Origin of the sequence: Nostoc sp. FACHB-133 (assembly GCF_014698055.1) — a bacterium.
In the GTDB taxonomy this organism is placed as follows: domain Bacteria; phylum Cyanobacteriota; class Cyanobacteriia; order Cyanobacteriales; family Nostocaceae; genus Nostoc.
This window is the reverse complement of sequence record NZ_JACJSH010000010.1, coordinates 50,820-64,690: the sequence shown is the minus strand read 5'-3', so window position 1 is coordinate 64,690 and position 13,871 is coordinate 50,820. Positions and strand designations below refer to the sequence as shown.

Annotated in this window: 6 protein-coding genes; 1 reads left to right on the top strand and 5 read right to left on the bottom strand. The window is 43.9% G+C overall.

The genetic code is table 11. The annotated features are described in order from the left end of the window. Positions 1–39 precede the first annotated feature (39 nt). The gene (locus H6G86_RS38610; protein ID WP_242064767.1) at positions 40–3,978 is read right to left on the bottom strand and encodes a DUF4912 domain-containing protein; all 3,939 of its coding nucleotides are present in this window, start codon (positions 3,976–3,978) and stop codon (positions 40–42) included. Between the two features lie 488 nt (positions 3,979–4,466). Then, a complete protein-coding gene (locus H6G86_RS10725; RefSeq protein ID WP_190934308.1) occupies positions 4,467–5,579 on the bottom strand; it encodes a precorrin-8X methylmutase in 1,113 nt (370 codons plus the stop codon). Between the two features lie 239 nt (positions 5,580–5,818). On the opposite strand from H6G86_RS10725, the gene H6G86_RS10720 reads away from it, so the two are divergent. Further along, positions 5,819–7,759, top strand: coding sequence for a heavy metal translocating P-type ATPase (locus tag H6G86_RS10720; RefSeq protein ID WP_190934307.1), 1,941 nt, complete (start codon positions 5,819–5,821; stop codon positions 7,757–7,759). Here the strand turns inward: H6G86_RS10720 and H6G86_RS10715 are convergent. The 3 genes from H6G86_RS10715 to H6G86_RS10705 form a co-directional block, all read right to left on the bottom strand. Continuing rightward, complete coding sequence (locus H6G86_RS10715; RefSeq protein ID WP_190934306.1) at positions 7,742–8,206, bottom strand: RpiB/LacA/LacB family sugar-phosphate isomerase; 465 nt, start codon at positions 8,204–8,206, stop codon at positions 7,742–7,744. The two genes, H6G86_RS10720 and H6G86_RS10715, sit on opposite strands and share 18 nt — an antisense overlap. Positions 8,207–8,448: 242 nt before the next feature. Beyond that, entirely contained in the window at positions 8,449–11,640 is a 3,192-nt protein-coding gene (locus H6G86_RS10710; protein WP_190934305.1) for an efflux RND transporter permease subunit, read from the bottom strand. Positions 11,641–11,784: 144 nt separating this feature from the next. Beyond that, positions 11,785–13,416 (bottom strand): efflux RND transporter periplasmic adaptor subunit, encoded by a 1,632-nt coding sequence (locus H6G86_RS10705; protein WP_190934304.1) that lies wholly within the window; start codon positions 13,414–13,416, stop codon positions 11,785–11,787. Positions 13,417–13,871 lie beyond the last annotated feature (455 nt).

Here is a 13,871-nt window from a genome sequence, read left to right as displayed (position 1 = left end):
GAGGGCTGTAGGTTGAGAGGGGATAACTAAGAGTAATTACTAGTTCTCTGAAGTTTCCTGAGAGAACTTTTTATGGATGGTTTTGGTGGATTCTCCATCAGCAGCTACTGTTATGAGATAGTCCATTAAACCATCTGAAAAGGGAAGACGCAGGTGGAAAGTACCATCGGGTTTGATTTTGATGGGATGTCCAGCAATGTTTACGCTTGTATTTGGTTGGGTTGCTCCGTGAATAATTAACTCAGCATCTGCTACAAACCAAAAATCTTCGTGGGAACGACTGAAAACGCGAACATTAGGTGAACGGGCGATGAATAACCAATGATCGCCATCAGCAATATAGCCAATTTCAACCATGTAATCGCGATCGCTCACGGGAATGGCCACAAAGCGATCGCGGGCTACTTCTTCACATTCATACTGCTGTACAAGCTGGGGACTTTGATAACTCAAGTCAATCCCAGTTACATCGTAAAGCCGCACTACCAATTGAGAACCGCCCTGTTGTTGCAGCGCTTTGTTCTGAGTCTGGGAAATGTGCCAAGAGACATAAGCCCATTTGGGAGTGCGGGGTATGAGCAGTATGTTGCTTTCTTCTTCACTGCTCTTTTCTTCTACGTTTACCAAGTTAATAGCTGTTTCGCTTGGTAATGCTCCATTTTCAACGGTGGAATCTGTAGGAACAGGACTGAAAACACGAGCGATCGCAGAACGGGCAATAAATAACCAGCGATGACCATCAGCGACATAGCCAATTTCAGCTATGTAATCGCGATCGCTGATGGGAATTTCCACAAAGCGATCTTTTGCAGTCTCTTCACATTCATATTGCTGAACAAACTGGGGATGTTGATAACTCAAGTCAATCCCAGTTGCATCATATAACCGCACTACCAATTTAGAGCCGCCCTGTTGTTTCAGTTCTGCTTTTTTGGTTTCGGATATCTCCCAAGAGACATCAGCCCATTGGTAAGTGCGAGGTGTGAGGACAAGACTGCTCTCTTCTTCAACATCTACTAAGTGAATATCTGTTTCATCCGCAATCGCCACATCATCAACGATGGGATCTGGATGCACAGAACTGGAGAAATGAACAACTGGTGAACGGGCAATGAATAACCAGCGATCGCCATCAGTGAGATAACCAATTTCAGCTATATAATCGCGATCGCTGGCGGGAACATCCGCCAGTCCGTCGTTTACTGTCTCTTCAGATTCATACTGCTTGACAAGCTGAGGAATTTGATAGCTCAAGTCAATCCCAGTCACATCATAGAGCCGCACTATAAATTGAGAGCCGCCCTGTTGACGTAGTGCTGCTTTCTTGGCTTCGGAAACTTTCCAAGAGACATGAGCCGATGTAGAAGTATGTGGTGTAAGCACAAGACTGCTCTCTTCTTCAACATCTCCGAAGTGAATATCTGTTTGGTCCACAATCGCCACATCATCAACGATGGGATCTGGATGCACAGGACTGAAGAAACGAACAACTGCTGAACGAGCAATGAATAACCAGCGATTGCCATCAGCAAGATAACCAATTTCAGCTATATAATCGCGATCGCTGGCGGGAATCTCTACTAAGCGATCATGTGCTGTCTCCTCAGATTCATACTGCTGTACAAGCTGGGGACTTTGATAACTCAAGTCAATGCCCGTTGTATCATACAGCCGCACTACCAATTGTGAACCGCCTTGTTGACGCAGTGCTGCTTTCTTGGTTTCAGAAATTTCCCAAGAGACATTAGCTGATGTAGAAGTATGCGGTGTGAGCAAAATGCTGCTCTCATCTTCTGCATCTCCCAAATGGATATCTGTTTCGGCTGCGATTGGCACATTGTCAATCGTAGTATCAGTTTCTCCTGGGGTATCCGATCCCAGATTAATCGCCCAGGCTCCAATCCCTGCGCCTGCTGCTAAAGCCGCAACGTCTGCATAATCTATGGAGTCATTCTCAGCAGCACCCTCGCTAACAGTTGTCTCTGTTTGAGTTTCGTCTACCACCTCGATCGGAGGTTCGGCTGCATCTGCTACCACATTGAATACATCTACATCTGGCAATTCTGGCAAATTGAGCAGTGGAGATGGTGGTAACGGTGAAGGTTCCACTTCGTCAGAGTCTGCTAAGGGCAATTCATCTGTATCTTCAGTTGAGGTGAGAGTCTGTAGCCAGTTCAATTCTGCTTGAAGTTCCTCATCTATCTCATCTTCAGAAATTTCTGTGTCCCAATATTCCAAACCAGATGTTACTTCTGGCACATCTGGTAATTCGGGCAGTGGGGCTGTTACCTCAGATGAAGGCAGTTCTATATCAGAAGATATTTCTTCGGGAAGATTTCCCAAGTGAGGATATGGAGTATTTACTACAGCTGCTGGGGCTTCTATATCCCATGCAACCTCATCAGAATCGGTTGTATTTGTCCCAGTATAATTATCTCGTTCGACCGTCTCATCAATTGTGTTTGTTTCTATTTCTTTGTTGTTAAAGGCAGACCAGGTAGCTGCTCCGATGCCTGTTGCTAAAGCCGCACCACCAGTTAAAGCTGCGGCTCCCGCTCCATTAGTTAGAGTAGAGGTTGTGCCTTCATAGAAGTTAGAATTTCCATTATTTGCCTCGTGAGTACCATTCTCAGCCAGTTCAGATTGTGTTTGAGCATAGATATTGAAAGGAGTGCGATCGGGGGTTTCTTGCTCTTGGAATTGTGAAACTGGCTGTTCTTCAAGCATCGCTCCGTTAATGGAGGCAGCTGTGCTGGCATTAAGTACTGCTGTTTCTCCATCTTCTGGATCGGGTGGATGAGGATTTGATTCTGGTAAGTTGTCTGTTTTATCATCGGATGATGGGTTTTTTCCGAGAGTCCACCAGGCCAACGCTGCAATTACACTAACAAAAAACAAAGGTAGCAGTACCCAAAACGGTACTTCTTTGTTGATAATTGGGCTTTTTTGTGTAGTAGTGGCAGGAGCGACAAAAGGCTGTTCGGCAAATGCAGAAGAAGTAGCACTAGGGGAAGCTGTCGCAGCAGGTGTAGTCTGGGCAGTGGGAGAAGGCGTGACAATAGGTTGTGATACGTTGGTTGCGATCGCAGTTGCTTCAGCTGTTCTTGCTTGTTCTATAGCCTGCTGTCCTGCGGGTGCAAGGGTAAAGCCAAGAAAATCTACTACGCTTAAGCTGGGATTTTTTTTGTAAACGTAAACTAAAGGTTGCGAGAAGGGATATTTTGCATCATCTGGTAAGGCTTGATGTAATTGCAGAACTCGCACATTTTGCAGCTTCGACACCTGATTAGCTAACACATAGCTGATGCCATCTTTACCCAGTTGTTTGATGATTTCTGCGGTATTATCCTCACTTAGTTGGGTAGCACTAGACCCTGTAGCAAATTCAGCAGTCTTGAAGGCTGGATAAGTGCGAAAAGTATTGCGAGTCTCACTTGTGTTCGGGTGATCGATTAACCGAATTTTCCCTGGAGGCGCTCCTAATTGTGACCAATTTGTAATTTGTCCCCGGAAAATCCGAGCAAATTGCCTACTAGTCAAGCTTCCTTTGAAAGGATTATCTGCGCTGACCACGATCGCAATTTTCTCACGGCGCAAGCGGACTTGCTCTAATCCTTGAGCTTTTTCTGCTGGTGTCAACCCACGCCCCATTGCTACGATGTCGATTTTGCCATCTAGCAAATCTTTCAGTGCTGTATCAGTGCCATTAGCGGCAACTTCAACCTTAGTACCCAAAAACTGTTTTTCAAAATTCTCTTTCAGACTTTGGTTAATTGCACCCAAACTATTTGAACCATCAATCCGAATTGTCGTTCCATTCTGCACTGTTTGCGGCAGTGTAAAAGAAGGAGACTCAGTTTTAGATTGCGCCAGTATAGGTTCTGATACCAGCAAACCTGCTGCCATAGGAGTTGTAGCTAAAGCAACCCATAGTATCAGCCTGATTATCGAAGTATCTTTTTTTTCTTGTTGCCACATAAGCCCCTTAATTAAAGTAAAAAATAGAAAGCCTACCAGTCTTAACCCACAATCTTGTTAAAGATTATGGAGGAGACGCGCTAATTATACATCTGAGTTCTCTTTACTTCTAAGTTCCTTCAGCGCACTTATATTGATTTATACTTGGACTGAGATTGTATAGCATAATAATTTATACTCTCATTGCCAGAGTCTGTTTACTATAAAATGTTCTAATTTATATTGCAACTTATACCAAGTTGGTAGCTTATGGCCACAATTATGAATTATTGAATTACTAAAACTGGTAAAGTGTAGCAAATTCAATATTATTTAACAATATTATTTTCAGTCATGCTGAGTACTGTGTATCCTAATGTCTTAATAGAGTACTTATTGTTCAGTTTTCAGAAGAATCTACTATAGGACTTCTATTTGATTTTGGAACAAGACTCAGTACGGATGTATCCCTCTTTTCTTGCCAATTCCCAATTCCCAATTCCCAATTCCTATATATTTTTGAGATAACAATGACAATCTGGCTTATCAATCAGCGACTCCACCAAAGCATTTAGGGCAGTAGCAGCTAAAGCGCCACCTCCCAAAGTTCCTTCAACTGTAATAAAAGGTATCCCTTGTTGCATCAGTTGCCGCTTGGCTGCGGGAGCATGGCTAAAACCAATGGGCATTCCAATTACTAATGCTGGCTGAATTTTTTGATTGCTAATCGCGTCACAAACTTCTACAAGGACTGAAGGAGCATAACCAACTACCAACACACAACCTTGACTTACTTGCAGCAATTTTGATCGCCATTCTCTATGTTGCCAAAAAGCTGCTTCTGCTTCTGTGGCGGTGGTAATGTGGGGATTATCAATTAAGGTTTCAGTGCAGCATCCCAAGTGAAGTAATCGGGTTTGATCTAAAGCAGCCGCAACCGTTTGGGTATCAACAACGATTTGACAGCTTGAAGATAAGGCTTCTCGACTAGCTGCGATCGCATCTCGGCTCAATTTCACAAAGGATACTAAACTCACATCGCCACAAGCCAAAACCAACTGAGAAATTAAGTGTTGTTCAATTTCTGAACGGTGAGATAAATCTGGTAATAAGCGTTGTAGCGATTCGGAAAACGCTTCTGAATGGGTATGAATTTCTGCATCCAAACCACTCCAGAGATTATCCAATCCCCCCAATCCGGCTTGGGTTTCGACATCAAGTAACTTGAGTTGTGCCAAAACTTCCGCCTGGATAATTTGACAATGGCGATCGCGCCCCAATAATCCTTCTAATGCTGATGCAGTTTGCCGCAGTTGGGAAATTTGTTGCATCACCGCTCGATATTGCTGCTGAAGTTGTCCCATGAGGTTAACAGTTGTGTCGGCTTCTGGTTCCACCTCCAAAATATTGCGGATATGGTTTAGCTGAAACCCTTGCTGCTTCAGTGCGACAATCCGTTGTAACCGCAGGACATCTTTTTTGGTGTAGAGACGATAATTGCTGTGCGATCGTACTGGTTGCGGTAACAGTCCCAATTGATGGTAATGACGCACCATTCGCGGTGTTAAACCGCCGCCGACTGCATCAGTGAGTTCTTTAATAGTTAAGCAACCAGCATTCATGATTTACTCCAACAACGGCAAAATTCTTTGTAACTCTTCACAACCACCCTGGAGAGATGGCGGCGCATTTTCATCTAAATTCCCTTAAGAACACTGGGTTTACAAATAGATAAACATTTAACTCTGCGTACCTTTGCGCTTCCCTCAGCGCCCCTCTGCGTTTCAAAATCATTATAAACCTTGACATTAACATTAATGTCAAGGTTTAGCGTGAGAGAGTCCCTGTTAATTCACCTCTCATGCTCTACCCCCAACGTTTAGGCCAATTCACCAGAGAACACACAGATACCGTAGCAGCGCTTTTGTGTGGCTTGCTGCTATTTTTTGGATGGTTCGCCTTGCATCTCGGTTGGTTGGGATTGGCGTTCCTGCTGCTACCTGCTGCTTATGTAATTGGTGGTTACGAAAGTGCGCGGGAAGGATTAACTACCCTCTTCAAAGAAAAAGAACTCGATGTAGATTTGCTGATGATTGTCGCCGCTATTGGTGCTGCTAGCCTCGGTTTATGGCGACGAGAATATCATCTAATTATTGATGGGGCAATTTTGATTTTGATCTTTGCCATCAGCGGCGCATTAGAAGGCTATGCCATGCAGAGAACTGAGCGGAGTATCCGCAGTTTGATGAGCCTGACACCCGATACAGCAAGAGTTTTACTTCAGGGAAGAGAAGAAGAAATTCCTATTAGTCAGTTAAAAGTGGGTGATGAGATTGTCGTCAAACCTGGAGAGCTAATTCCTACTGATGGGATAATTTTATCTGGTTACAGCACCCTCAATCAAGCTGCAATTACAGGCGAGTCTTTACCTGTAGAGAAGACAGTCGGCGCAGAAGTATTTGCCGGCACACTTAACGGCTATGGTGCATTGCAGATTAAGGTACACAAACCAGCCCAAAGCAGTTTGATTCAGCGTGTGATTCGCTTGGTAGAACAGGCGCAGACAGAAGCACCACCTTCGCAAGAGTTTATCGATCGCTTTGAGAAGGGATATGCCAAAGTCATTGTAGTAGCCGGAGTATTACTGGCAACTTTGCCGCCATTTCTTTGGGGTTGGGATTGGGAAACAACAATTTATCGGGCGCTTACCTTCTTAGTAGTGGCTTCTCCTTGTGCGTTGATGGCTGCAATTATGCCCACGCTGCTTTCAGGAATCGCCAATGGTGCAAGGCAGGGGATTTTGTTTAAAAATGGGGCGCAGTTGGAGAAGATTGGCAAAGTCCGTGCGATCGCATTTGATAAAACTGGTACTCTAACAACAGGACAGGTGCAGGTATTCCAAGTAATTGCAGCTAGTGAATACACCCAAGAAAATGTATTAAAAGCCGCAGCTAGCGTGGAATCCTATTCAGAACATCCCATCGGTAAGGCAATTGTGCAAGCGGCTGATGATTTGGATTTGGTTGGTGCAATCCAAGTGCAAGCCATACCTGGACAGGGTATTGTCGGAATCGCTCAAGAACAACAGATAATTGTCGGGAATGCCGTTTTTGTACAGCAGTATGTGACCAATTTACCTGAAGAGTTACGAAAAATGGCTCAATCTTTGGAGCAAGAAGGTAAAACTGTGGTTTGGGTAGCACAAGAAGGCAGGGGAGCAGGGGAGCAGGGGAGCAGGGGGGCAGAGGTGATGGGTGTAATTGCGATCGCAGATCAAGTAAGATGGCAAGCAGCCGCAACCATTACCCGCTTGAAGCAACTGGGAATTGAGCAAATTGTCATGCTAACTGGAGATAATGAAGAAACTGCTCAAAGTGTCGCCAAAGCTGTAGGAATTGATCGGGTATATGCTCAACTTCTACCAGAAGATAAGCTAGATGTTATCCGCCTTTTACAGCAAAAGTATCAAACAGTGGCAATGGTGGGCGATGGAATTAATGATGCACCAGCTTTAGCCCAAGCATCTGTGGGTATAGCGATGGGAATATCTGGTAGTGATGTGGCATTAGAAACCGCAGATATAGTACTGATGGCAGACAAGTTAGAAAAAATTGCGGTGGCGATACATTTGGGGAGGCGATCGCAATCCATAGTCAAACAGAATATATTCGTAGCATTGGGTTTTATTGTGTTGCTCTTGATGGGCAACTTTTTAGGAAGTATTAACTTGCCTATTGGCGTGATTGGGCATGAAGGCTCTACAGTACTAGTGACCCTCAGTGGTTTAAGATTGCTGAAATAAAGCACTCTTCTCTAACTGTCTAATACGCTCCATTTGCAGAATGTTCCACTCATCTTCAGAAAAGGGTGTGCTAAACCAGGCATCTAATATTTCTTTTGCGATCGCTTCTGTAGTGGCACGTAAACTTAATACTAGAACATTCGCATGATTCCAAATACGTGCCCCGCGTGCAGTTTCAGCATCATGGCATAATGCCGCACGTATCCCTAAGACTTTGTTGGCGGCAATAGATGCACCAGTACCAGTCCAACAAAAGACAATCCCCTCATCTGCTTTTTGGGTTGCTACTGCCAAAGCAACTTTACTACAACTGAGGGGCCAATCAACTTCTAAATCATTCTCAGCTAAGGAACCGAAGGGTATAACTTCATGTCCGCGCTGCTTAAGTTCTTCCAGTATCCTATCAGTAAGGTTGGTGCGTTCATCACTGCCAATAGCAATTTTCATGCATTCCCCCTTAAAATTAGTCTTCCCCATCTCCTCATACTACGATGTTTATAGGAGACAGGGCAATACTTCTCGCTTAAGGGGAAAAGGGGAAAGGGAAAAGGGAAAGAAAAAATCTTTAACCCTTATCCTTTACCTTTACCCCAAACCAGATTCCGAGTTAAAAATGCACAAAGCGAGAAGTATTGGGAGACAGGGAACAGGGAACAAGAAAAAATTAATTACAAATTAGGAATTACGAATTAATTCTCGCCTTTTGCTGAATATACAGCACTTTGACCATCCAATGAAACTGCATCTGTTTGTAGTTCTTGATGCCGATTTGGTTTGATAAAGCGCTCTGTTGTTGTCTTAATCACGATATACAAAATCGGTACTACAAACAAACTCAAAAAAGTTGCAATTAACATCCCTCCAAAAACTGCTGTTCCCAAAGATTGGCGACTACCCGCACCGGCACCTGTGGCAACAGCTAACGGAAAAATCCCCAATAGTGTAGAAAAAGCAGTCATCAAAATTGGGCGTAACCGCTCTTGCGAAGCCTCAATTACTGCTTTGGTAATCGAAAGCCCTTGTTCTCGTAATTGGTTAGCAAATTCCACAATCAAAATTGCGTTTTTACTAGCTAAACCGATCAACATTACTAGACCAATTTGGCAGTAAACATCATTCGCAAAACCCCGCATTGATTGAGCTATCAGCGCTCCAAAGATAGCTAAGGGAACTGATAACAGAATGATAAAGGGGTCAACGTAGTTCTCATATTGAGCGGCTAGTACCAAGAATACAAAGATTATTCCTAATCCAAAGATTAGCGGTGCTAAACCACCAGAATCTATTTCTTCTAATGCAGTTCCTGACCATTCGTAACCATAGCCGGCAGGTAAAACTTCTTTAGCAACTTTTTCCATTGCTTTAATTGCGTCTCCTGAACTAGAGCCAGGAGCGGCGGAACCATTAATTTCAATCGAGCGGAACAGATTATAATGATTTATCGTTTGCGCTCCCACAGTCTGAGTAACTGTGACTAAGTTACTCAAAGGAACCATTTGATTCTTTTGAGAACGAACGTATAGTTTGCCAATATCTTTGGGATTGGAACGAAACTGTTGATCTGCCTGGATATACACCCGATAATTACGCTGCTGGAGATTAAAATCATTTACATATTGCGATCCCAAAGCAGTTTGTAAAGTACTGAAGACATCATCTATAGAAACTTGCAATGATTTGGCTTTATTGCGGTCTACTTCCACAAGCAATTGTGGTGTATCTGCGGCAAAGGTGCTAAATACAGCTTGTAATCCTGGTGTTTGATTAGCTTTACCCAGCAACTTACCCATTGACTGGACTAGATTTTCTAAACCACTGTTACCTCTGCGGTCTTGCAGTTGAAAGACGAAGCCGCCAAAGTTGCCTAAACCCTGAATTGGTGGCGGATTCACAGGAAAAACCCTCGCTTCTGGAATTGCCATCAACTTTCCTTGCAAGCTGCCAATAATTGCCTGTACTGATTGATCGGGTTTTGAGCGCTCATCCCAAGATTTTAAAGTTGTAAATATGATGCCACTATTGGCGGTGCTACCACTAAAACCAAATCCGCCGATCGCAAAAGTCCCCAATACTTCTGGAATTTGCAGAATTTCTTTTTCTACCTGTGCAATCACATCGCTAGTATATTGCAGAGAAACCCCTTGCGGCCCTTGGATAATTGTAATGAAATAGCCTTCATCTTCATCGGGTAGAAAAGCTGTTGGGACTGTGGTGTAGAGCCAAGCAGTCATTCCCAAAGAAACTATAAACAACCCAATCACAATAGCTTTGATGTGTGTTAGAAAGGTCAGCGATCGCTTATAACCATTCTGTACCCAGTCAAGAAACCGATTAATCTGGCCAAAAATCCAACCCAGCCAGCCTGAAGGTTTTTGTCCTTGACGCAGCAGCAGCGCGCACAAGGAAGGTGTCAGGGTCAAAGCCAAAAAAGTTGAAATTGCAATGGAGAAAGCGATCGTCAGGGCAAATTGCCGATAAAGTGCGCCTGTGGTTCCCGGAAAAAACGCTACTGGCACAAACACCGCCATCAACACTAGTGAAGTGGCGATAACCGCGCCAAACAGTTCCCTCATTGATTCACTAGCGGCTCGGCGAGGACTAATTCCTTTATCCTGAATAAAACGGCTGATTTGCTCCACCACAACGATCGCATCATCTACCACCATCCCCGATGCTAAAGTTAGACCAAATAAAGTCAAACTATTGATGGAAAAGTTAAAAACTTTGACGAAGGCAAATGTCCCAATTAAGGAAAGCGGAATGGTAAGTGCTGGAATTAAAGTAGTTCGCCAGTCCTGCAAGAACACAAAAATTACAATTACAACTAGCACTACCGCTTCAATCAGAGTCTTGATAACTTCTGACATCGACTCTTCTACAAAGGATGTCGTGTCAAAAGCTACCTGATATTTCAGCCCTGGGGGAAAACTCGGAGCTAATCGTGCTAGTTCGTCTTTGACTCCCTTAGCCACATCTAAGGCATTACTACCAGGAACTTGATAAATCCCTAAACCGACAGCATCATTACCACGAAATCGCAGAAATGAACTGTAGTTTTCTGCACCCAGTTCTGCTCTACCGACATCTTTAAGCTTGACTAATGTGCCATCATCTCCAGTTTTCAGGACAATTTCTTCAAATTCTGATGGTTCTGCTAATCGGCTAGCAGCACGCACATCAAGTTGATATCTTTGCCCTTCAGGAGCCGGTTCTTGTCCAATTCTCCCTGCACCAACTTGCAAGTTTTGTTCAGATAAAGCATTCGCTACATCCTTGGTCGTTAGTCCCCGACTAGCAAGGCGACTCGGATCTAGCCACAGGCGCATTGCATAGCGACGTTCACCAAAAATTTGAGCGTTGCTCACGCCTTTGACTCTTTTTAAGGCATCTGCTAAGTAAAGGTCGGCATAATTGCTTAAGAATGTATTGTCATACTCTTTATTTTCAGCGAATAAACCAATCGCTAAGAGGATGTTACTAGATTCTTTCGATACTCGCACACCCGTGCGCTGCACAGAATCTGGTAGTTGTGGTTGGGCAACAGAAACACGATTTTGCACATCCACAGCCGCAATATCTTTATCCCGCGATGAATCAAAGGTGGCTGTAATAGTACTAGTACCATCGTTACTACTGCTAGAAGTGAGATATCTTAGTCCCTCAACCCCGTTGATTTGCCTTTCTAAGATATTTGTCACTCCGCTTTCTACGACTTCTGCACTAGCTCCGCTATAGTTGGAAGTTACAGTGATTTGGGTGGGACTAATTTCTGGGAATCTGGCGATCGGTAGTGAGGGAATACTAATTAATCCTGTTAAAAGGATAACGATCGCACAGACCGACGCAAAGATTGGTCGCTTAATAAAGAAGTCAACAAACATAGTTTAAAAATTGGGCTTTGGGTATTTGGCATTTATTGGGGCATTGGGCATTGGGCATTGGGCATGGGGCATTGGGCATTGATCAATGATTAATAGTTATTCTCCCCCTGCTTCCCCTGCTCCCCTGCTCCCCTTGCCCCCTCCCTATGGCTTCTGACTACCAACTTCTTGCGGTGCGGGAGTGATGGGAGCGCCATTAGTTAGGTTGAGAATACCGGAAACAACAATTTTGTCTCCAGCTTTTAGTCCTTCGATAACTTGATAATTATTCCCCTCAATAACTCCCAATTTCACAGGTTTTTGTTGAGCAACTAAAGATGGCGCTCCAGCTTTCTTTTCTGCTGGTGCTTCAGCTTTTTTTTCTGCTGACGCTTCAGCGTTCTTTTCTGTTGGCGCTTCAGCTACAAATACAAATGTCTCCCCACCCAGGCGAGATACTGCCGTAACTGGAATTAAAATTCCTGGACGTTCGTTCCAGATCACTTTGGTTTGCACTGATTGGCGATTTACCAGTTGACTTCTAGAATTACCAAAGTTAGCTTTCACCAAAATTGTCTGCGAATCGGAACTAGCATCTGGAGAAATGAAACTTATCTTACCCCTTGCTGCGGGTTGGCCTTGAGCGTTCAGCATTTGCACTGGTAATCCCAAGCGCAGTTTTTTGGCTTCTTCTAGGGGAACAGAAATATTTAGTTCTAAAGAGTCGTTTCTAGTAAGTGTAGTCAGCTGGTCTGCTTTTTCTACATAATCTCCCACTTTTGTGGGAATATCGCCAACAGTACCAGTAAAAGGTGCCAGAACTTTTGTGTATTGTAGTTGAACTTGGGCTGCTTGGACTTGGGCTACTGCTTGAGTTACTTGCGATCGCGCTTGGGCAATTTCTTCTGGGCGGGAACCATTTTCTAGTTGCCTTAAGTTTTGTTTCTGCTGTTCCAAAGCTCCAGCTAGCTCATTGATACTAGAAGTTCTGCTTTGGCGGAGTTGAGCTAGGCGTTTCTGGGCTACAACCAGGGCAGCTTCAGCACTTTGCTGTTCTTTGACATATCCTTCTAAGGTATCTTCAGAAACTGCGCCCTCTTTTCTCAATTGTGCGTATCGCTTGGCTCGTGACTGTGCTAGTTCTACATCCGATTTAGCTGACTGAATTTGAGCCTCAGCCTGAGCAATTTCTTGTGGTTGCGATCCCGATTGGGCATCTCGCAAGCGAGCTTGGGCTTGGGTTAACTGCGCTCTAGCTTGGGCAACTTCTTCTTGTCGCGTACCCGCTTTGAGTTCAGCAAGACGTGCTTGAGCTTGTGCTAGTCCAGCTTTTGCTTGTAATAATTGCGCTTGGACACTATCACTTTCTAGGCTAATAATAACTTGCCCCTGTTGAACACGGTTGCCCTCTTGGATGAAAATCTGGGTAACTCGTCCTTCAACCTGTGGCTTGATGATTACTGAACGTGGAGCCTCTAAGGAGCCAATAAACTCCGAACTTTCTTGCACAGTTTCAGGTTGCACAGTCGCTAGCTTGACTGGAATTGCCATCGGTTGACCAGCAGCTGGCCCACCTGCTGGTGGATTACTAGCACTACTAGTTTGCCACCAGCGCCAACCAAAACCAATGCCTCCAATTAAGAGGATAATTCCCAAAATTAGAGGCCAACGACGCTTTTGAGGTGGTTTAGGCGATCGCTCTGGCAGTGGTGGTTGTGGCTCTTGACTAGAATCAGTAACAGCAGGCTGTTCTATTTCAACTGGAAGCGGAGAATCAGGGAACTCAGAATGGGACATCTTCAGTTTCTCGTCTTGTGGATTTAGACTTGGGCAATCTACTCTTGACTAAAAAAGCATTATCTGAATAGTTTTTTAGCCCTTTGTTTTGATGTTGATAACTAACAAATATGTATTTGGGTATTTGGGCGATCGCTCACGATGTCTAGTACCTAAAACAAACAAATATGCTTCATCACATTATGGTAATTTTGTACATTACTTAACTCCCATCATTTTTTTAAAGTGTAATTTATAAAACTTTTTTGGTCAGTATAAAACCATCACTTCCTGTCATAGAGAAAACACGGTTTATGTTGTTGCAAGGAAATCAATACAATTTTCTGCCTCCTACAATGGCAAACTGCCTGATACCGTGTACAAATAAATTTAAAGAAGTTTCGATGTAGTATTCATATCTATAATCTAGTGTGGTAGGGATATCGCTAAAAACGCAGAATACCGTGAAACAACAT